20 protein-coding genes, 1 tRNA gene and 1 other RNA gene are annotated in these 18,984 nt (G+C 74.0%); 16 read left to right on the top strand and 6 right to left on the bottom strand.

The features are described from left to right. Nucleotides 1–62: 62 nt before the first annotated feature. A complete protein-coding gene (locus tag PP1_RS11755) occupies nt 63–524 on the top strand; it encodes a MarR family winged helix-turn-helix transcriptional regulator (RefSeq protein WP_202796432.1) in 462 nt (153 codons plus the stop codon). Nucleotides 525–542: 18 nt separating this feature from the next. On the opposite strand, the gene PP1_RS11750 is transcribed toward PP1_RS11755, so the two are convergent. After that, a complete protein-coding gene (locus PP1_RS11750) occupies nt 543–1,796 on the bottom strand; it encodes an oxygenase MpaB family protein (protein WP_086000712.1) in 1,254 nt (417 codons plus the stop codon). A 133-nt stretch (nt 1,797–1,929) separates the two neighbouring features. Here PP1_RS11750 and ftsE point away from each other — a divergent pair, with 133 nt between their 5' ends. The 7 genes from ftsE to PP1_RS11715 all read left to right on the top strand — a co-directional run bounded on the left by ftsE (nt 1,930) and on the right by PP1_RS11715 (nt 7,222). Then, nucleotides 1,930–2,619, top strand: a complete 690-nt coding sequence (gene ftsE / locus PP1_RS11745; RefSeq protein WP_010237300.1) for a cell division ATP-binding protein FtsE — start codon at nt 1,930–1,932, stop codon at nt 2,617–2,619. Then, on the top strand, nt 2,620–3,522 hold the full coding sequence (gene ftsX / locus PP1_RS11740; RefSeq protein ID WP_010237298.1) for a permease-like cell division protein FtsX: 903 nt from the start codon (nt 2,620–2,622) through the stop codon (nt 3,520–3,522). Between the two features lie 66 nt (nt 3,523–3,588). Beyond that, complete coding sequence (gene smpB / locus PP1_RS11735; protein WP_010237295.1) at nt 3,589–4,074, top strand: SsrA-binding protein SmpB; 486 nt, start codon at nt 3,589–3,591, stop codon at nt 4,072–4,074. Nucleotides 4,075–4,220: 146 nt separating this feature from the next. Further along, complete coding sequence (locus PP1_RS11730) at nt 4,221–5,153, top strand: amidohydrolase family protein (protein WP_010237292.1); 933 nt, start codon at nt 4,221–4,223, stop codon at nt 5,151–5,153. A gap of 28 nt (nt 5,154–5,181) precedes the next feature. After that, nucleotides 5,182–6,441: a saccharopine dehydrogenase family protein gene (locus PP1_RS11725; RefSeq protein WP_249265934.1), complete on the top strand. Its 1,260-nt coding sequence runs from the start codon at nt 5,182–5,184 to the stop codon at nt 6,439–6,441. Between the two features lie 110 nt (nt 6,442–6,551). Further along, nucleotides 6,552–6,943, top strand: a transfer-messenger RNA (tmRNA) gene (gene ssrA / locus PP1_RS11720). 87 nt (nt 6,944–7,030) lie between these two features. Then, nucleotides 7,031–7,222: a ferredoxin gene (locus tag PP1_RS11715; RefSeq protein ID WP_010241385.1), complete on the top strand. Its 192-nt coding sequence runs from the start codon at nt 7,031–7,033 to the stop codon at nt 7,220–7,222. Nucleotides 7,223–7,237: 15 nt separating this feature from the next. Here PP1_RS11715 and PP1_RS11710 read toward each other — a convergent pair whose 3' ends face one another. Continuing rightward, on the bottom strand, nt 7,238–7,966 hold the full coding sequence (locus PP1_RS11710; protein WP_010241383.1) for a VIT1/CCC1 transporter family protein: 729 nt from the start codon (nt 7,964–7,966) through the stop codon (nt 7,238–7,240). Between the two features lie 64 nt (nt 7,967–8,030). Between PP1_RS11710 and PP1_RS11705 the strand changes: the two genes are divergently transcribed. The 3 genes from PP1_RS11705 (at nt 8,031) to PP1_RS11695 (ending at nt 10,871) form a co-directional block, all read left to right on the top strand. Next, nucleotides 8,031–9,521: a cryptochrome/photolyase family protein gene (locus PP1_RS11705; protein WP_010241381.1), complete on the top strand. Its 1,491-nt coding sequence runs from the start codon at nt 8,031–8,033 to the stop codon at nt 9,519–9,521. 69 nt (nt 9,522–9,590) lie between these two features. Next, nucleotides 9,591–10,094, top strand: a complete 504-nt coding sequence (locus PP1_RS11700) for a MauE/DoxX family redox-associated membrane protein (protein ID WP_010241379.1) — start codon at nt 9,591–9,593, stop codon at nt 10,092–10,094. Nucleotides 10,095–10,136: 42 nt separating this feature from the next. Beyond that, nucleotides 10,137–10,871, top strand: a complete 735-nt coding sequence (locus tag PP1_RS11695; RefSeq protein WP_010241377.1) for a thioredoxin domain-containing protein — start codon at nt 10,137–10,139, stop codon at nt 10,869–10,871. Here the strand turns inward: PP1_RS11695 and yczE are convergent. Continuing rightward, nucleotides 10,868–11,509 carry a membrane protein YczE gene (gene yczE / locus PP1_RS11690; protein WP_010241375.1) on the bottom strand — a complete coding sequence of 214 codons (642 nt, stop codon included), beginning with the start codon at nt 11,507–11,509 and terminating at the stop codon, nt 10,868–10,870. The genes PP1_RS11695 and yczE overlap by 4 nt on opposite strands. A gap of 67 nt (nt 11,510–11,576) precedes the next feature. Here yczE and yczR point away from each other — a divergent pair, with 67 nt between their 5' ends. Next, nucleotides 11,577–13,031, top strand: coding sequence for a MocR-like transcription factor YczR (gene yczR, locus PP1_RS11685; protein ID WP_075313989.1), 1,455 nt, complete (start codon nt 11,577–11,579; stop codon nt 13,029–13,031). A gap of 4 nt (nt 13,032–13,035) precedes the next feature. On the opposite strand, the gene PP1_RS11680 is transcribed toward yczR, so the two are convergent. Together PP1_RS11680 and PP1_RS11675 are read right to left on the bottom strand one after the other, a co-directional pair. Continuing rightward, on the bottom strand, nt 13,036–14,520 hold the full coding sequence (locus tag PP1_RS11680) for a GntT/GntP/DsdX family permease (RefSeq protein WP_010231827.1): 1,485 nt from the start codon (nt 14,518–14,520) through the stop codon (nt 13,036–13,038). Next, nucleotides 14,517–15,053 carry a gluconokinase gene (locus PP1_RS11675; protein ID WP_010231825.1) on the bottom strand — a complete coding sequence of 179 codons (537 nt, stop codon included), beginning with the start codon at nt 15,051–15,053 and terminating at the stop codon, nt 14,517–14,519. Before PP1_RS11675 ends, PP1_RS11680 begins: the two co-directional genes overlap by 4 nt. A gap of 163 nt (nt 15,054–15,216) precedes the next feature. Between PP1_RS11675 and PP1_RS11670 the strand changes: the two genes are divergently transcribed. The 4 genes from PP1_RS11670 (at nt 15,217) to PP1_RS11655 (ending at nt 17,866) form a co-directional block, all read left to right on the top strand. Then, on the top strand, nt 15,217–15,930 hold the full coding sequence (locus PP1_RS11670) for a FadR/GntR family transcriptional regulator (protein WP_010231824.1): 714 nt from the start codon (nt 15,217–15,219) through the stop codon (nt 15,928–15,930). A 163-nt stretch (nt 15,931–16,093) separates the two neighbouring features. Next, the gene (locus PP1_RS11665) at nt 16,094–16,951 is read left to right on the top strand and encodes a TrmB family transcriptional regulator (RefSeq protein ID WP_010231822.1); all 858 of its coding nucleotides are present in this window, start codon (nt 16,094–16,096) and stop codon (nt 16,949–16,951) included. A 93-nt stretch (nt 16,952–17,044) separates the two neighbouring features. Continuing rightward, nucleotides 17,045–17,117: transfer RNA gene (locus PP1_RS11660), tRNA-Ala, on the top strand. A gap of 215 nt (nt 17,118–17,332) precedes the next feature. Next, nucleotides 17,333–17,866 carry a hypothetical protein gene (locus tag PP1_RS11655; protein WP_010231818.1) on the top strand — a complete coding sequence of 178 codons (534 nt, stop codon included), beginning with the start codon at nt 17,333–17,335 and terminating at the stop codon, nt 17,864–17,866. A gap of 49 nt (nt 17,867–17,915) precedes the next feature. On the opposite strand, the gene PP1_RS11650 is transcribed toward PP1_RS11655, so the two are convergent. Beyond that, nucleotides 17,916–18,956, bottom strand: coding sequence for a hypothetical protein (locus PP1_RS11650; RefSeq protein ID WP_010231816.1), 1,041 nt, complete (start codon nt 18,954–18,956; stop codon nt 17,916–17,918). Between the last annotated feature and the right edge of the window lie 28 nt (nt 18,957–18,984).

The raw sequence follows: 18,984 nt of genomic DNA, 5'->3' as shown, positions 1-18,984 counted from the left end.
CGGCTCTCCTTCCGTCAGGTACCTATGAATATAGATATGAATTCTGCGATACACTGGCGGATGTGACGGATGTCGACGCGCAAGCGGTGACCGGTGACTGGCCGGGGCTCGCCACCGCGGTGCACGACCTGTCCCGGGTGCTGCGCAGCGTGGGGGAGCGGGCCGTCGGGCTGGACGCGATCACCGGATCCGAGCACGAGGTCCTGCGCACGGTCTGCGCCCGTCCGGGGAGCACGGTCTCCGCGGTGTCCCGGACCCTCGGGCTGCAGGCCAGCAACGTCAGCACCACGGTGCGGTCGCTGCTCGGGCGCGATCTCGTCGAACGCCGTCCGGACCCGGCGGACGGGCGGCGTGCCCTGCTGCACCCCACGGCGCGGGCGCTCCGGCACCGCGAGCTGCTGGACGCGGCGTGGTCGGACCGGATCGAGCGGGCCCTCGCCGGGCTCCCCGCGGGCGACGCCGAGGCTCTCCGGGCAGCGGCACCCGTGCTGGACCGGCTCGTCGCCGCGCTCGACCCGCGCTGACCCGGGCGACCGTCCCCGTCAGCGGCGCAGGCCGGAGGTCGCCTCGTAGGCCGCGACGTGACCGCGGGCGTAACGCGCGTACCAGCGCTCCCGGTGCCGCGCACCGCGCCGCTCCAGCGCCCGCCGCACCGGTGGGAGCAGGTGCCCCGCGAGCTCCGCGGCGGCGACGAACGGCGCCCGGAGCAGCGGGACGGCGATCCACAGCAGCGGCGAGGGCATGCGGTGCGCCCGCCAGGTCCGGCGCGCCGTCCACAGCCAGGCGTACCCCGCGTGCACACCGTGCGTGTAGACGCCGCGCAGCCGGTCGGCCCCCGTCCGGCCCGGGGCCGGTGCGAACCCGGCGGGGAACGACTCGATCAGCTCGGCGCCGTGCGCGCCGGAGTCGCGGGAGCGGGCGTCGAGCACGAGCAGCAGCAACCGGACGGCGTCGGCGACCGTCTCCGGGTACCAGCGCGGCTCCACGCCGAGCAGGTGCCCGAGGTAGCGCTGGAAGTGCAGCAGCGCGCGCATCTCGGCCGGGCTCGTCAGATGGCCCAGCGGCCACAGCGCGAGCGCGGGGGCGACGCTGCCGCCGAGCAGCGTCATCATCTGCCAGGTCCGGCTGATCGGGACGCCCCACCGGTCCTCGTCCCACTCGGGGTGGCCCGCGACCCGGCGCCGCACCGCGACGTGCATGACCCGGACCCGCAGGGCCGTCGACCGGCCCGCCGAGCCGGGCGTGAACAGCGCACCGGGCTCGGAGACGTCGATCCAGAACCGGACGGTCTCGAAGAAACGCCGCCGGGCGTTGTCCCCGGCGTACCCGCCTGCCAGCGAGAGGGGGGTGGCGACGGCCGCCTCGGTGTACATCTCGAGGGTGGTGCTCCCGGCGACGGCGAACAGCATCGTGCCCCAGCGCCGCCACACCGCGGCGCCCCGCTCGACGAGCTCGGGACGCACCCAGTCCGGTGTCCGCTCGAACCCGGCGAACAGTGCGCGCATCGCCTCGGGCGCGTCCGGGACGGCGGCGACCCCGCCGGGGCCGAGCGCGGCGTCGAGCATCGCCCGCCCGCCGGGACGGTCGAGGACCTCGTCGGCGAACCGCTCGGCGAGGGGATCGGCGGCGAACAGGCCGTCGGTCACCGCGCGCACCTGGTCCGCCGCCGGGTGCAGGCCGGTGCCGGTGCACGCCCGCAGGACCCGGTCCACCGTGCGTCCGCCCGGCCACCGCCCGGGACGCCCGAGCAGGAACGCGGCCGGGACCCGCCCGCCGCCGTCGCCGGCACCGCTCATCGTCACCCCGTCGTCGTGTGTCGCTCCGCTCCCGGCATGATCGCTGCCGCGGCGCTACCGCCCGGCGGACGGTGCGCCCGTCGCGCGTGTCGTCACGGCCCGTATACGCGGAGCGGCGGTACCGTCCCGCTCCGTGATCGAGCTGCGGGACGTGACCATGCGCTACCCGGCGTCCGGACGTCCGGCGCTGGACCGGATCTCCGCGACGGTCGATCGCGGCGAGTTCGTGTTCCTCATCGGACCGTCCGGGTCGGGCAAGTCGACGCTGCTGCGGCTGCTGCTGCGCGAGGACGTCCCCACCTCCGGTGCGATCCTGGTGGACGGCCGGGACGTCGCCCGGCTGCCCCGCCGGAAGGTGCCGGGTCTGCGCCAGCGGATCGGCTGCGTCTTCCAGGACTTCCGGCTGCTGCCCGGACGCAGCGTCGCCGGGAACGTGGCGTTCGCCCTCGAGGTACTGGGCCGCAAGCGGTCCGACATCGCGGTCGCGGTGCCGGAGCTGCTGGAGATGGTCGGCCTGCAGGGCAAGGCGGAGCGCATGCCGCACGAGCTCTCCGGCGGGGAGCAGCAGCGGGTCGCGATCGCGCGGGCGTCGGTGAACCGGCCGCCGCTGCTGCTGGCCGACGAGCCGACCGGGAACCTCGACCCCGAGACCAGCCGGGAGATCATGCAGGTGCTGGAACGGATCAACCGTGGCGGCACGACGGTGCTGATGGCCACGCACGACGACACCATCGTCGACGCGATGCGACGCCGGGTGATCGAGCTGTCCGACGGCCGCGTCCTGCGCGACGAGGCCCGCGCGGTGTACGGGGCGGGCCGGTAGATGCGGCCCGCTCTGCTCACCCGCGAGGTCTCCGGAGGCCTCCGCCGGAACGTGACGATGACGCTGGCGATGGTGCTGACCACCGCCGTGACCCTGATGTCGGTCGGGGCCGGGCTGCTCGTGCTGCGCACCATCGACGACATCTCCGCGCTCTACGCCGACCGCCTCGAGATCCAGGTCGCGCTGACCCCGGACGTGTCCGGCACCGACGCCGACTGCTCCGGCCCGACCTGCGCGTCGCTGCGGGCGGCGCTGGAGTCCGCGCCGGGCGTCGGCGGGGTGGCCTTCGAGTCGCAGCAGCAGGCCTACGAGCGGTTCCGCGAGCTGTTCGCCGGGCAGTCGGTCGCCGACGTCGCCCGGCCGCAGTCGCTGCCCGCCACGCTGCGGGTGTCGCTGACCGACCAGCAGGGCGGCGCCGCCGCAGCGACCGCCGCGGTGGAGGGCCGACCCGGCGTGCGGGGCGTGATCGATCAGCGCGACGTCGTCGGGACGCTGTTCGACTTCCTCGACGGCGTCCGCAACGTGGCGTTCGCGCTGGCGATCGTGCAGGCGATCGCCGCGGTGCTGCTGATCTCCAACACGGTCCAGGTCTCGGCCTTCACCCGCCGCACCGAGGTCGGGGTGATGCGGCTCGTCGGAGCCACCCGGTGGACCACCCAGCTGCCGTTCCTCGTGGAGGCGGCGATCGCCGGCGCGGCCGGCGGCGCGCTGGCCGGGGCCGGTCTGGTCGCGGCGAAGTTCGCCGTCGTCGACGACCTGCTGGCCGCCATCGGGCAGGCCGGGGTGATCCCGCCGGTCCGGCTCACCGACGTCGCGCTCGTGGCGGTGCTGCTGGTCCCGACGGGCGCGGTCGTCGCCGGTGTCACCGGCTACGTGACGCTGCGCGCCTACGTGAAGGTCTGACCACGTGACGGGCCGGGGCGGACGTCGCCACGGATACCGGTGGCGCGCCGCGGGTAGGCTGGACGCGTGAAGGAACAGGGCCGGAAGGTGATCGCGCAGAACCGCCGGGCCCGGCACGACTACTCGATCCTGGACGTCTTCGAGGCCGGGGTCGCGCTGAAGGGGACCGAGGTGAAGAGCCTCCGTCTCGGCCGGGCCTCGATGGCGGACGCGTTCGCCACCATCGACGACGGCGAGATCTTCCTGCGCGGGCTGCACATCCCCGAGTACGTCCGCGGCAGCTGGACCAACCACGAGCCGCGGCGCACCCGCAAGCTGCTGCTGCACCGCGAGGAGATCGACCGGCTGATGGGCAAGACCCGCGAGGGCGGTCTGACCCTCGTGCCGCTGTCGCTGTACTTCAACGACGGCAAGGTCAAGTGCGAGATCGCGCTGGCGCGCGGCAAGAAGGACTACGACAAGCGCCGGGACCTGGCCAAGAAGGACGCGCAGCGGGAGATGGCCCGCGCCGTCGGCCGCGCCGCGAAGGGACGCGCCCGCGAGATGCGCTGAGCCGGCCGTGCCACCGGCGTCGCACGGGTCCGGGTGCCTCGCACGGGATCGGATCCCGTGCGAACGACAGGATCCCGTGCGAACGATGATCGCCAGGGCCGGACGGGCCGCAGGTGGCCCGGCCGGGTGGCGGGGTCGCGCCTAGGGTGGGCGGCGTGGATCTTCCCCCGCCACCCCGCGACGACGCCGACGTCCCGCGCTGGACCGCCGAGCTCGGACTGCCCGGCCTGGTCGACGTGCACGTGCACTTCCTGCCCGAGCGCATGCTGCGCAAGGTGTGGGACTACTTCGAGCAGGCCGAGACGCACTACGGCGTCCCGTGGCCGGTGCAGTACAAGCTCCCCGAGTCCGAGCGGTACGCGCTGCTGGAGCAGCTCGGCGTCCTGCGGTTCGCGCCGCTGACCTACCCGCACAAGCCGGGGATGGGGGAGTGGCTGACCGGCTGGGCCGGCGAGTTCGCCGACGCCCACCCGCGTGCGGTGCGCACCGCGACGCTGTACCCGGAGCCGTCGGTCGCCGACTACCTCGGCCGGGCCGTCGACGACGGCGCGCGGATGGTGAAGGTGCACGTCCAGGTCGGTGCGTTCGATCCGCGCGACCCGCAGCTGCGCGACGCGTGGGGGCTGCTCGCCGAGGCCGGGGTGCCGGCCGTCGTGCACTGCGGGGACGGGCCGATCCCCGGGGACCACACCGGCCTCGGGATCTTCGCCGAGGTGCTCGAGGCGCACCCGTCGCTGCGGATCGTCCTCGCGCACGCGGGCATGCCGGACTTCCGGGGCGCACTGGAGCTGCTGGACCGGTTCCCGAACCTGGTGCTGGACACCACGATGGTCGGCACCGCGTTCAGCGAGCGGATGGCGCCGCTGCCTGCGGACTGGCCGGCCCGCCTGGCCGACCACCCGGGCCGCATCGTGCTCGGCACCGACTTCCCGAACATCCCGTACCCCTACGCCGAGCAGCTGCAGGCGATCCACGCCTGGGCGGCGGCGGAGCCGCGTCTCGGGCACGGCTTCCTGCGCTCGGTGCTGTACGACGCGCCCGCTGAGGTGCTGGGCGTCCGTGACGAGCTGCCGGCCTGACCCCGCGCAGGACCGAGGAGGAGACCCCGTGGTGAACCCGCAGCACGACCCGACCGGCGGCGCCGCGCCCGACGAGCCCGTGGACATCGCGCTCTACGGCGCGACCGGGTTCGTCGGCGCCCTGACGGCTCGCTACCTGGCCGAACACGCCCCGGCCGGCGTCCGGATCGCGCTCGCCGGCCGGTCCGAGGCGAAGCTCGCCGCGGCCCGGGCGGCACTGCCGGAGCGGGCCCGGGAGTGGCCGCTGATCGTCGCCGACGCGTCGGACCGGGCGGCCACCGACCGGCTCGCGGGTGCCGCACGCGTCGTCCTGACGACGGTCGGGCCGTACGCGAAGTACGGCCGGCAGCTCGTCGAGTCCTGCGCCCGGGCCGGGACGCACTACGCCGACCTCACCGGGGAGGTGCTGTTCGTCCGGGACGCCGTCGACCGGTGCCACGGCATCGCCGAGTCCACCGGCGCCCGGATCGTGCACTCCTGCGGCTACGACTCCGTCCCGTCCGACCTCGGGGTGTGGCTCGCGCACACCGCCGCCGAGGCCGACGACGCCGGCGGCCTCACCGAGGTCCGGACGGTCGCGACGATGCGGGGCGGTGTCTCCGGCGGGACGGTCGACTCGCTGCGCGGCCAGATCGACGCCGTCCGCGCCGACCGGTCGCTGCGCCGGCTGGCGGCCGACCCGCACGCGCTGAGCCCGGACCGGGCGACCGAGCCGACGCCGTCGCAGCCCGCCGACGCGGGCCCGCCGAGCCGGCTCGACGACGGCACGTGGACCGCGCCGTTCGTCATGGCGTCCTACAACACCCGGATCGTGCGCCGCTCCAACGCGCTGCTCGGCCACGCCTACGGCCGCGGCCTGCGGTACGGCGAGCTCCAGGGCTGCGGCCGCGGGATCGCCGGTGCCGTCGCGGCGGGCGTCGTGACCGGCGGGCTCGGTGCGCTGGTGGGTGCGTTCGCGATCGGACCGGTCCGCCCGCTGCTGGACCGCGTGCTGCCCGCCCCCGGGAGCGGGCCGTCGGAGCGGACCCGGGCCTCGGGCTGGTTCCGGATGGACGTCCGCGCGACGACGGAGTCGGGGCGCCGCTACCGCGCCCGGGTGTCCGGGCCGGGCGACCCGGGGTACGCCGCGACCGCCGTCATGCTCGGGGAGAGCGGGCTCGCGCTGGCGCTGGGCGGGTCCGCGCTGCCGGACCGGGCGGGCTCCCTGACCCCGGCGACGGCGATGGGGGACGTGCTCGTCGACCGCCTGCGGGCGGCCGGGCACACCTACGAGGTCTCGGCGGACTGACGCAGCCGTGACACACCCGGAACCGGAATGATCCCGGTGGCGCCGGGCGTTATGCTGGGTGTCCGCGCGGGGAGACCCGGGCGGACAGCAGGTGGATCACGACCTGACCAGGGGGTGAACGGTTTCGACTCCGATCGTCGATCGAGGTGAAGCGTGCCGAGGAAGGCGACGATGATCTCGTTAACCATGCGTCGCAAAAAAATAAGTGCCGACAACAGTCGCACTGCCCCGGTTCAGGCTCAGAGCGCCTTCGCGCTCGCTGCCTGATCCAGTAAGGGGCTGTCGGGCCGGAGGCGTCCCCGCTCCGGTACCCGGCATCAGCTAGGGGACTCACCCTGCGGTTCGGCCGCGGAAGCGCAGGGGACATCCAACAGCGGCTGGGATCGTCACACCGGCTCGTCCGCGTGACCGGTGGATCCGAGTAGAGACAGAGCGGACTGCGCACGGAGAAGCCCTCGTGAACCGACGGAGGACCCGGGTTCGATTCCCGGCACCTCCACCAGCCACAGCGGCCCCGTCCCGGACCTCCGGGACGGGGCCGCCGTCGTTCCCACGGTTTTCCCGCTGCGCCGGGTGGCATCCTGGGTGCATGCGCGTGACCGTGGACAAGGAACTCTGCATCGGTGCCGGCCAGTGCGTCGTCACCGCACCCGACGTGTTCGACCAGGACGACGACGGCATCGTCGAGCTCCTCACCGACGACCCCGGCGAGAGCGACCGCGACGCGGTCAAGGAGGCCGAGCACGTGTGCCCGGCCCGGGTGATCGCCGTCGAGGACTGAGCCGGGTGCCGCCGCTCAGGCGACGCCCACCCCGATGAGCATCCCGACCAGGTAGGTCGCGCCCGCCGCGATCGCACCGAACGCGAGCTGCCGCAACGCGGCCACCCACCACGACCTCGAGGTGAACCGGGACGTCAGCGCCCCGGCGCCCAGGAGTCCCAGCCCACCGACGGCCAGCCCGAGCGCCAGCGAGCCGTACCCGAGCAGGAACGTCACCAGCGGCACGATCCCGCCGACGACGAACGCGGCGAACGACGACACCGCGGCGACCCACGGGGACGGCTGGTCGTCCAGGCTGACACCCAGCTCCTGGCTCAGGTGTACCCGCAGCGCGAGGTCCGGGTCGGCGTGCACCTCCCGGGCGACGGCGTCGGCGGTCCCCGCCGGCAGCCCCATCCCGCGGTACATCTCCGCCAGCTCGTGCTGCTCGGCGCGCGGGTGCTCCGCGATCTCGCGCCGCTCGACGGCCGCCTCGGCGTCGACGGCGTCGTTCTGCGTGCCGACCGAGGCGAACTCGCCGAGCGCCATCGAGAAGGCCCCGGCGACCACACCGGCGAGCCCGGTCAGCACGATCACGTCCCGACCGGCGCCGCCCCCGCCGACGCCCGCGACGAGCGCGATCGTCGTGACCAGGCCGTCCATCGCGCCGAACGTGGCCGCCCGCAGCCAGCCGCCGGACACGTCCCGGTGCGCGTGGTCGTGGTCGTGGGCGGCGAGCTCGGCGTCCAGCTCGGGATCGTTCATACGTGCAACGATAGGTGCGCGGGCTCGCCGCGCGGGGTGTCCGCGCCGCCCCGACACTGGGGCCATGGCCTCCCGGGACCGTCCGCCGCTCTGGCTCTTCGCCGACCAGCTCGGCCCGCACGTGTGGGACACCGACGAGTTCGCGGACCGCGAGATCGTGCTCGTCGAGTCGTCGCGGGCGCTCGGCCGCAAGCCCTACCACCGGCAGAAGCTGCACCTGGTGCTGTCCGGGATGCGGCACCTCGCCGACGCACTCGGCGACCGGGCCACCTACCTGCGGACCGGCACCTACCGGGAGGCGCTGGAGACGGTGGGCCGGCCGGTCGTGGTGCACCAGCCGACGTCGTTCCCGGCGTCGGACATGGTGCGCCGCTTCCGGAAGGAGGGCCTCGTCGCGGAGGTGCGGCCGACGCCGACCTTCGCGCTGCCGAAGGACGAGTTCGACGACTGGGCCGGCGACCGCGAGACGTTCCGGATGGAGGACTTCTACCGCTCCCAGCGGGAACGCTTCGACGTGCTGATGGAGGGCACCGAGCCCGTCGGCGGGAAGTGGAACTACGACCACGACAACCGCGAGTCCCCGCCCAAGGGCGCCGGGACGCTCGGTGTGGAGCCGCCGTGGCAGCCGTCCGAGGACGAGATCGACGAGCAGGTCCGCGCCGACCTCGACGCCGCAGGCCTGCCGACGGTCGGGGAGGACGGCCCGCGCCGCTTCGCGGTCACGCACGACGAGGCCGTCCGCGCCCTGCGGCACTTCGTGGACCACCGGCTCGACACGTTCGGCCCGTACGAGGACGCCGTCCTGGCCCGGGACTGGGCCATGGCGCACTCGTTGCTGTCGGTCCCGCTGAACCTCGGTGCGCTGCACCCGCTGGAGGCCGTCCGCGCGGCCGAGCAGGCGTACCACGACGGGACGGCCCGGCTGGAGAGCGTCGAGGGCTTCGTCCGGCAGGTGCTCGGCTGGCGCGAGTTCGTGTGGCAGCTCTACTGGCGGTTCGGCCGCGGCTACACCCGCAGCAACCACCTGCGGGCCCGCACCCCGCTGCCGGACTGGTGGGCCGGGCTCGACGCCGGCGCCGTCACCGCGTCGTGCCTGTCCTCGGCGCTGTCCGACGTCCGGGACCGCGGCTGGACCCACCACATCCCCCGGCTGATGATCCTCGGCAACCACGCGATGCAGCGCGGCTACCGCCCGGACGAGGTCAACGACTGGTTCGCGACGGCGTTCGTCGACGGGTTCGCGTGGGTCATGCCGCCGAACGTGATCGGCATGAGCCAGCACGCCGACGGCGGCCGGATGACGACCAAGCCCTACGCCTCCGGTGGCGCCTACATCGACCGCATGACCGACTTCTGCAAGGCCTGCGCGTTCGACCCGAAGGTCCGCGTGGGGGAGAAGGCGTGCCCCTTCACCGCCGGGTACTGGCAGTTCGTGCACCGGCACCGCGAGCTGCACGCGTCGAACCACCGGACGAAGCGGGCGGTCGCGACGATGGACCGGCTGACGGACCTGGACGCGCTGCTGGAGCAGGAGTCGGCCCGCGAGGAGTTCTGACGGCCGGGGGAATGCGCGACACGGACGTGTGATCCGGCGCCGCGGGCGACCTCGCTAGGCTCTCCGGCCGTGACCACCGCCCGGCCGACGGACCTCGTGGGCACCGTCGTCCGGCTCGCGCTCGCGGCCGTCTGGCTGGTGTCGGGCGTGCCGAAGCTGGTCGACCCCGTCGGGACGGCCGTCGCGGTGGGCGCCTACCAGGTGCTGCCCGACGCGGCCGTGCCCGTCGTCGCGACGGTCCTGCCGCTCCTGGAGCTGGCGCTGGGCGCGCTGCTCCTCGCCGGTGCCGGTACCCGGCTGGTCGCCGTCGTCAGTGCGGTGCTGCTGGCCGGGTTCGTGGCCGGGCTGGTGCAGGCCTGGGCGCGCGGACTGTCGATCGACTGTGGATGCTTCGGCGGTGGCGGCCCGGTGCCGCCCGGCGAGGAGCAGTACCCGCTGACCCTGCTGCGCGACCTCGGGTTCCTGGCGCTCGCGCTGTGGCTGGTCGTGCGGCCGCGCACGCTGTTCGCGGTCGACCGGATCGGGGAGACGCCGGCGCCCGCGGCGGGCACGGCCGGTGGGCGCGAGCGGTGACCAGGCCCGGCGGGTGCCGGGGAGCAACGGAGGAGACGCAGGATGGGACGGACAGAGCGGGAGCGGCGGCAGGCCGGGCACGCCCGGTTGCAGGCGGCCGGGATCACGCCGAAGAAGTCGGGCGGTGCCGGCCGGGGGCTGGTGATCGCGGGCGTCGTGCTCGCCGTCGCCGTGCTCGCCGGGGTGTACGTGGCCTGGCAGAACTACAACTCGTCGGCCGTCCCCGCCTATGCGGTCGCGCGTGACGGCGTCGTCGTGACGGCCGGGGACCCGGCCGCGCCGGTCACCGTGGACATCTACGAGGACTACCTCTGCCCGAACTGCAAGGAGCTCGAGCGGTACTACGGCGGCGACCTCACCGCAGCGCTCAACGAGGGCAAGGCGAAGATCAACTATCACCACGTCGCCATCCTCGACGACCGCACGACCCCGCCCGGGTACTCCACCCGGGCCGGAAACGCGGCGCTCTGTGCCGCCGACGCCGGGATCTTCCCGGCCTACCACTCCCGGCTCTACACCGACCAGCCGAGCGAGGGCGGCGCCGGGCTCACCGTGCAGCAGCTGACCGCGCTGGGCACCGAGCTCGGCGCGACCGGCGACTTCGGCGGCTGCGTCACCCGCCAGGAGAGCTCGCAGGCGATCGCCGACGCCACCCGCGCGGCCGCCGCCGACCCGAAGGCCGCCCCCGGGGGCGGGTTCGGCACCCCGACCGTCCTCGTGCAGGGCACCAAGGCCGACCTCTCGAACGGGGCCTGGCTGACGCAGGTGACCGGTTAGGTCGCGGCCCCGGGCGTCCGGACGGTGAGCCGCGGCAGGAACCACTGGATCAGCGGCCCGACCCCGAACGCGTAGAGCACCGTCACCACCCCGAAGGTGCCGCCGAGCAGCCAGCCGGTGAGCACGACCGTCACCTCGATCGCGGTCCGCACCAGCCGCACCGACCGGCCGGTGCGGGCCGCGAGCCCGGTCATCAGCCCGTCCCGCGGGCCCGGGCCCAGCCCGACCCCGATGTAGGCCGCCGTCGCCGCCGCGTTGAGCACGATCCCGGCCACCGCGAGCCCGATCCGGCCGGGCAGCGCCTCCACCGCGGGGACCACCGCGAGCGCGGCGTCGACCGACAGCCCGATGACGACGACGTTCGCCACCGTCCCGATCCCCGGCCGCTCCCGCAGCGGGATCCACAGCAGCAGGACGACGACCGCCACCAGCGCCGTCAGCGCCCCGATCGGGAGCCCGGTGTGCACCGCGAGGCCCTGGTGCAGCACGTCCCACGGCATCGAGCCGAGCCCGGCGCGCATCATCAGCGCCATCGAGAACGCGTAGGCCAACAGCCCGAGCACCAGCTGGGTGAGCCGCCGTCCGCGCCGGGGCATCCCGGCGACCGTCCACCGGCTGCGCCTCCTGTCGATCGTCACGAAATGGCATGCTCCACGACGGACCGGCCCGCGGTCATCAGGCCAATCCGGCGGAAGTGGACTGGAAATGGACGGAATCGGCGCGGCCCGGCTGGCCGAGCTCTGCGGTGACGTGCGCGGTGGGCGCGGGCCGGCGTACCGGGCGCTGACCGACGCGATCCGGGTGCTGGTGGGGGACGGGCGGCTCGCGTCGGGCACCCGGCTCCCCGCCGAGCGGGCGCTGGCCGGACAGCTCGCCGTGAGCCGGGTGACCGTCACCCGGGCGTACCGCGACCTGCGCGAGGACGGCTGGGCCGAGGCCCGGCAGGGATCGGGCACCTGGGTCCGGCTGCCCGACGACGAGCTGCGCGTCGACGGCGTCTGGGCGCCCGGCCCGGTCCGTGGTGGCGTGATCGACCTCGCGCACGCCGCGCCGGCGGCGCCGTCCGCGATGCCGTCGCTGGTGCGGCGGGCCACCGAGCGGCTGGAGGCCGAGCTCGCCGGGCACGGCTACGGCCCCGACGGCCTGGCCGGGCTGCGGGAGCGGATCGCCGCCCGGTTCACCGAGCGGGGTGTCCCGACCGGCCCGGACGCGATCGTCGTGACCGGCGGTGCGCTGCACGCGCTGCACCTGGCGGTCGCCGAGATCGCCGGGCCCGGGGACCGGGTGCTCGTCGAGCACCCCACGTACCCGTCGGCGCTGGACGTGCTCGCCGACGCCGGTGTCCGCCCGGTGCCGGTCGCCGTCGGGGAGGACCCGGCCGAGACCGCGCTGCCGCGGGCCGCCCGGCAGACGGCGGCGCGGGCCGCGTACCTGATGGCGGACTTCCAGAACCCGACCGGCCGCCTCCTCGACGACGACGCGCGGGCCCGCCTGCTGCAGCGCCTCGCCCGGCACGGCACGGTCGCGATCGTCGACGAGTCGTTCGCCGAGCTGGACCTGCGCGGGGCGGGCGCGGCCGTCCCGCTGCCGTGCGCCGCGCACGCACCGCGGCCCGACGACGTCGTCACCGTCGGCAGCACCAGCAAGATCGCCTGGGGCGGGCTCCGGCTCGGCTGGATCCGGGCGGGCCGCGAGCAGGCCGCCCGGATGCGCCGCCGGCTCGCCCGCTCCCAGATCGCGCCGCCGGTGCTGGAGCAGCTGGTCGGGGTGGAGGTGCTGGACGCGCTGGGTGTGGTGCGGGCCGAGCGGACCGGGCAGCTGCGGGCCCGCCGGGACCGGCTCGCCGCCGAGCTGGCCGCCGTCCTGCCGGAGTGGCGGTTCGACCTGCCCGGCGGCGGGCTCGCGGTCTGGTGCGATCTCGGGGCGCCCCGCTCGACCGCACTGGCGGCGGTGGCCCCACGGCACGGGCTGGTGCTGGCACCGGGCCCCCGGTTCGGCGCGGGCCACGCGTTCACCGAGCGGCTCCGGCTGCCCTTCACGCACCCCGAGCCGGTGCTCGCCGAGGCGGTGCGCAGGCTGCGCCGGGCGGCGGACGAGGTGGCGGGGAACGCGAACGGCGCGGACCCCCTGCCGGGGGCCCGCGCCGACGTCCTCGTCTGAGGGGCTAGAGGACCAGGTCCAGCAGCAGGACGAGCACCAGGCCGGCGACCGACAGCACCGTCTCCATGACCGACCAGGTCTTGACGTTCTGCCCGACCGTCAGCCCGAAGTACTCCTTGACCAGCCAGAACCCGGCGTCGTTGACGAACGAGAAGAACACCGAGCCGGCGCCGATCGCGAGCACCAGCAGCGACGTCTGGGTCGGGTCCAGGCCCGGCAGCAGCGGCACCAGGATCCCGGCCGCGGTCACCGTGGCGACCGTCGCCGAGCCCGTCGCCAGCCGGATCGCGACGGCGACCAGCCAGCCCAGCAGCAGCGCCGAGATGCCGGCGCCGGTGGCCCATCCGGCGATCATCGCGCCGATCCCGGTGTCGACCAGGGTCTGCTTGAACCCGCCGCCTGCGGCGACGATCAGCACGATGCCGGCGATCGCGGGCAGCGACCGCTCCAGCGAGCCGGTGACGGCTCGGCGGCTCATCCCGGACCCGCCGCCCAGGGTGAACATCGCGACGAGCACCGACAGCAGCAGCGCCACGAGCGGGGTGCCGACGAAGTCCAGTGCGGACCGGACGGGGTTGCCCTCGTCGGCCGCGATGTCGCCGACCGCCTTGCCCATCATCAGCACGACGGGCAGCAGCACGGTGAACAGCGTGATCCCGAAGCCGGGGCGGCGGGTGGGCCCGTCCTCGGCGGCCGGGGTGTCCGTGCTGGTGTCGGTGCCGGTGCCGGTGCCGGCGTCGGCGGGCGCCGCGGAGCCGCCTGTGGACGTCCCCGCCGGGACCTTCGACTCGAACAGCGCGGGCGGCGACACGTCCACCCAGCGGGCGGCGAGCTTCGCGAACAGCGGACCGGCCAGCACGATCACCGGGATCGAGACGAGGACGCCCAGCACGAGGGTGATCCCGAGGTCGGCGTTCAGGACTCCGATCGCGGCCAGCGGCCCGGGGTGCGGCGGCACCAGCCCGTGCATCGCGGACAGCCCGGCGAGCGCCGGGATGCCGACGGCGATCAGCGACACCTGGGCCCGCCGGGCCACCAGGAAGATCACCGGCATCAGGATGACCAGACCGATCTCGAAGAACATCGGCAGCCCGATCAGGGCCCCGACGAGCGCCATCGCCCACGGCAGCGACCGCGGCCCGGAACGGGCGATGATCGTGTCGACCAGCCGGTCGGCGCCGCCGGAGTCGGCGAGCAGCTTGCCGAACATCGCGCCGAGCGCGATCAGCGTCCCGACGCTCGCGGCGGTGTCGCCGAAGCCCTCGGAGAACGCGTCGACCGCGTCCCCCATGGACATCCCGGCGACGGCGGCGACCAGCAGCGAGCCGATCGTCAGCGCCAGGAACGGGTGCAGCGAGAACTGCGTGATCAGCAGGACGAGGGCGAGGATGCCGACCAGCGCCGCGGTCAGCAGGCGTCCGGCCGAGGCGACCGGTTCGGCCTGCTCGGCGGCGAGGACGAGCGCGGGGTGCGTGAGCAGGGTCGTCATCGGGAGGAGACCTCCGTGCCGTGCCCGGTGACGGCGTCGGCGCCGGCCTCGACCAGCTCGTCGACGGTCCGGGCGATGTCCAGTGTGGCGCCGGTCTCGTCGGCGCCGAGCGGCTCGAGCGTGGCGAGCTGGGAGCCCAGCAGGGCCGGGGGCATGAAGTGCCCCTCGCGGCCCGTCATCCGCGCGGCCAGGGTGTCGTGGTCCCCGGCGAGGTGGAGGAAGACGGTGGCCGGGGCGTGCCGGCGCAGCCGGTCGCGGTAGTCGCGGCGCAGCGCCGAGCAGGCGACGACGAGGCCGCTCGCGGCGTGGCCGGCGAGCCGCCCGCCGACGATGTCGAGCCAGGGCTCGCGGTCGGCGTCGGTCAGCGCGACGCCGGCGTGCATCTTGGCGACGTTCGCCGCCGGGTGCAGGGCGTCGGCGTCGGTGAAGCCGACCCCGAGACGCTCGGCGAGGGCGGCGCCGACGGTGGACTTCCCGGAGCCGGACACCCCCATCACGACGACCAGGGGCGGGCGTGGGGTCGGCTGCTGCATCGCTGCATCGGCTCCTCGTGCTGTGACGGCTCCGGCACGCGGACCGGGGGCACCCGGTCGCTGGTGGACCAGAGTGCGCGATAAGTATTACTTATTCAAGACCGGACCGATACAGATATGTGGAAACAGGTGCCGGGCCCGCACAGGTGCGAGGATCCGAGGTGTGGACAGCGTGGACGGGACGGCAGGCGCCGGGTTGCACGCGGGCGTGCTCGACCGGATCGGCTCGCTCGTCGCGGGCGGTGAGCTGGCCCCGGGGACGGTGCTGCGCGCCGACGAGCTCGTCGAGCGCTACGGCGTGTCGCGGACCGTGGTCCGCGAGGCCGTGCGGGTGCTCGAGTCGATGGGACTGGTGCAGAGCCGCCGCCGCGTCGGGACGACCGTCGCGCCCCGCGAGCGCTGGAACGTGCACGACCCGCGGGTGATCCGCTGGCGGCTGGACGGCCCGGACCGCGACGGCCAGCTCCGGTCGCTGTCCGAGCTGCGCCAGGGCGTCGAGCCGGTGGCCGCGGCACTGGCCGCCGTCCGGGCCACCCCGGAGCAGTGCGGCGAGCTGGTCGGCGCGGTGATGGACATGGCCGTGCACGGACGGTCCGGCGACCTGGAGGCCTACCTCGGGGCCGACGTCCGGTTCCACCGCGCGCTGCTCGCGGCGTCCGGGAACGAGATGCTCGCCGCGCTCGACGGCGTCGTCGCCGAGGTGCTCGCCGGCCGGACCCGGCACCACCTCATGCCGGCGCGTCCCGAGCCGGTCGCGATCCGGCTGCACGGTGACGTCGCCGACGCCGTCCGCTCCGGCGACGCCGTCGCCGCCGAGGCCGCGATGCGCGAGATCCTCACCGAGGCGGCGTCGGCGATGCGCGAGGTCACCGGCTGAGTGGTGATCGGTCATTGTGATGATGGGGCGGTTCCGCCCGTAGCGTCCGGTCCGCCACGATCGATTCACTCCCCGGGGCCGGCCGTGCCGGGCCGCGGTCAGGGGTGTGCGTCGGGCACCGGGGGCGCACGAACGCGTGTCGAACGGGTGAGATGATCTCGCAATGTCCGTGCAGCGGGTGACCGAGGAACTGCAACGCCTCGGCATGTCCGGGTACGAGGCCAAGGCCTACGTGGCGCTCGTCGTCGCGGGGGAGCCGGTCAACGGGTACGAGGTGGCGAAGCGGTCGGGCGTCCCGCGCAGCACCGTCTACGAGACGCTGGGCAAGCTCGTCGGCCGGGGTGCGGCCTACGAGGTCCGGTCCGACGAGGACGGTGTCGGCTACGTCCCGCTGCCGCCCGACTCGCTGCTCGAGCGGATGCGCCGGGACTTCGACCGCACGCTCGGGGTCCTCGAGGACGAGATGCCGAGGCTGACGTCGCCGCCCCGGGTGCGGCTGGCGCACTCGCTGTCCGAGCGCGAGACCCTGCTCGACCGCGCCGAGGACGTCGTCGTCGCGGCCCGCACGGAGCTGTGGGTCTCGGGCTGGCCGGAGGACCTCGAGCGGCTCAAGCCCTCCGTCCGCAGGTCCGAGGAACGAGGCGCGGCGGTCGCGACCGTCGTGTTCGGACGCGACCACGACCCGGTCGGCTGGACGACCGAGCACCGTTACTCGCCACCGGACACCGTCGAGGCCGTCCTCGGCCGGCGCATGCTCGTCGTCGTGGCCGACCGCGAGCAGGCCGTCATCGGCGGTATCGCGGGTGACCAGACCTGGGGCATGTACACCGACGACCCGGCGACCGTGCTGCTCGCGGCCGGGTACGTGCGTTTCGACATCGCGATGCACCTCGTCGCCGAGCGCTTCGCCGGCGACGGGTTCGAGGAGTTCTGGGCCGGCGACCCCGCGATCCGGCGGCTCCGGGAGGTGCCGCCCCCGGTCGACGAGGGCGGCGACGACCGCGGCGAGTGGACCGGATGAGAGCGGTCCCGTCCGGCCACGCGGGCAGGACGGGACCGGGGACCCCCCTTCTCGGGGCGGAAACCGGGACGTGTACTGTTCTTCATGTCGCAAGGGGCTGTGGCGCAGCTGGTAGCGCACTTGACTGGCAGTCAAGGGGTCAGGGGTTCGAATCCCCTCAGCTCCACCCTGCTTCACCAGGCCAGGACTTCGGTCCTGGCCTTTTTCATGCCCGGTCCTAGCTGTGCTGAGTGACCATCGGTTCGGGAGCGGTCGGCGGCCGGCCGGGCTCCGTCTGCGGAGATCATGGGTCCTGCCGGATCGGGTACCGATCCGTGGAGAGGGGGTCGATCGGTGCGAGTTCCGGCGGTGAGCCATGCCGGTCGGTGGCCGCGCAGTGGCGTGCTGACGGTGACCGCGGACGGATTGACCTTCGAGCCGAACCCGGCCGAGAAACGGCTCCGCGCAGACGCCCTGTCCGTCCCGGCAAGCGATGTCCGGTCGGTGTCTGTCGAGCCACGGAGCATTCGTAGACCGATGTCCTGGGGCGTTCATCGCGTGCTGCGCATCGAGGCGGACCGGCGCGAGGGGCCGCTGAGGATCGGCGTCAATCACGGTAGCCGGGTGGCCCCGCTCGTGTCGGTCGTCCTCGCCGGGGCCGAGGACGAGCGGACAGTGCGCCGAGTGGAGCGGAAGGTACGGCAGCAGTTTCCGACCGTGCTGCTGTGGGGCCAGACGCTCACATTGTCGCTGTTCCTCCTCGCCCAGCTCGGTCCGGCGCTTCTGTGGGGCGATGCACCGCTCGATGCCGGGCGAGTCAGCCTGAGCGTCATGATCGCGCTTCTGATGAGCGTCTGCCTCGCCGTGCTGGTGTACCGGGGGGTCAGAGGTCGTCCGCATGATCCTCAGGAGGGAAGATCACGGCCATCGCAGTAGCATCGTGTTCCAGCACCGGACGGAGCTGCCGTCGATGGACGGCGCCGGTTCAGGCCACGGGTTCGCCCGCCCGGAGCCGGCCGTACTCGGCCAGCGCGGTGAAGGCCGCTTTCGGCTCCCAGGGCATCCCGGGGTAGGCGTTGCCGGTACGCCCGTCGGGAAGGATCGTGACGATTCCGAAGCTCCCCAGGTCGAAGTCCTGCTCAGGATGCTCTGACGTCGGCAGGTGGCGGGAGGCGAAGGTGTACACGAACGCGGTGTCCACGCCCCCTGAGTCGTAGACGTCGAGGAGATCGAGAAGGTAGGCGGCTTGTTCGGGCTCGTTGCGCTCCACGGTCTCGGTGAGGTGCGTTGCCTGCCCGCTCTGGTCGTCGTACGCGACGATGTCCCCGCGGCTCCCCCGATCCGCGGCTCCGGTGAAGGGTGCGCAGCCGAACTCGGTGACGGCGAACGGTGTGCCGAGTGAGGTCATGGTGGCGAGGTTCGCGGGGAGGGCGGCCGCGTTGCCGGCATCGCGATAGCCCGCGTCGGTCGCGATGAAGTCGAACGGTGTCCAGTCCACGCCTTCCATAGGGAGCGATGCGTACCCTATGAGGCCACCGAACCGCTCGCGCGCGCCATCGACGGCTCGAGCCAGTAGTGCGTTGGTCCTCCGCTGTACTCCTGGGAGGACGTCGCGGACGCGTGCCGGGTCGGTGAGTACCGCGGACCGTTCGGCCAGAGTCCGGCCGGGCATCAGCCCGATCGTCATGATGCTGATCTCCGAACCGGTGAGGAGCCGGATGTCCGCCCCTTCTCGTCGGATGCGTTCGGCGCGCTCGGCTGCGTCCAGGAGGAATTCCAACAGCTCATCGGTGGTCAGGTCATGGGTGAAGGGGCAGTACCAGACTTCCAGGCCGACGGCTGCTGCGTGCCGCGCCGCGGTCTCCAGGCGGTCCGGGACTCCGCCGGTGATCCGGACGGCGTCGGCGTGGAGCTCGTCACGGATGATCCGCATGTCCTCGGCGACGACCACGGGGTCGAACGGCTCGTGGGTCGTGCTTCCGCAGTGGGTGAAGCCGGTGTCGTAGGTGACGCCCCATGCGCGCATCGCTACCTCCTCAGGGTACGGCTCGTAC

It is taken from the genome of Pseudonocardia sp. P1, assembly GCF_000178675.2.
Classification (GTDB): domain Bacteria; phylum Actinomycetota; class Actinomycetes; order Mycobacteriales; family Pseudonocardiaceae; genus Pseudonocardia.
This window is presented reverse-complemented; position numbering and strand designations above follow the sequence as displayed.

Excerpts from the sequence above, each read along its gene's own strand:
- PP1_RS11750 (WP_086000712.1), bottom strand. The coding sequence starts at position 1,796 with ATGAGCGGTGCCGGCGACGGCGGCGGGCGGGTCCCGGCCGCGTTCCTG.
- ftsX (WP_010237298.1), top strand. The coding sequence starts at position 2,620 with ATGCGGCCCGCTCTGCTCACCCGCGAGGTCTCCGGAGGCCTCCGCCGG.
- PP1_RS11715 (WP_010241385.1), top strand. The coding sequence starts at position 7,031 with ATGCGCGTGACCGTGGACAAGGAACTCTGCATCGGTGCCGGCCAGTGC.
- PP1_RS11710 (WP_010241383.1), bottom strand. The coding sequence starts at position 7,966 with ATGAACGATCCCGAGCTGGACGCCGAGCTCGCCGCCCACGACCACGAC.
- PP1_RS11705 (WP_010241381.1), top strand. The coding sequence starts at position 8,031 with ATGGCCTCCCGGGACCGTCCGCCGCTCTGGCTCTTCGCCGACCAGCTC.
- PP1_RS11695 (WP_010241377.1), top strand. The coding sequence starts at position 10,137 with ATGGGACGGACAGAGCGGGAGCGGCGGCAGGCCGGGCACGCCCGGTTG.
- yczR (WP_075313989.1), top strand. The coding sequence starts at position 11,577 with ATGGACGGAATCGGCGCGGCCCGGCTGGCCGAGCTCTGCGGTGACGTG.
- PP1_RS11680 (WP_010231827.1), bottom strand. The coding sequence starts at position 14,520 with ATGACGACCCTGCTCACGCACCCCGCGCTCGTCCTCGCCGCCGAGCAG.
- PP1_RS11675 (WP_010231825.1), bottom strand. The coding sequence starts at position 15,053 with ATGCAGCAGCCGACCCCACGCCCGCCCCTGGTCGTCGTGATGGGGGTG.
- PP1_RS11665 (WP_010231822.1), top strand. The coding sequence starts at position 16,094 with ATGTCCGTGCAGCGGGTGACCGAGGAACTGCAACGCCTCGGCATGTCC.
- PP1_RS11650 (WP_010231816.1), bottom strand. The coding sequence starts at position 18,956 with ATGCGCGCATGGGGCGTCACCTACGACACCGGCTTCACCCACTGCGGA.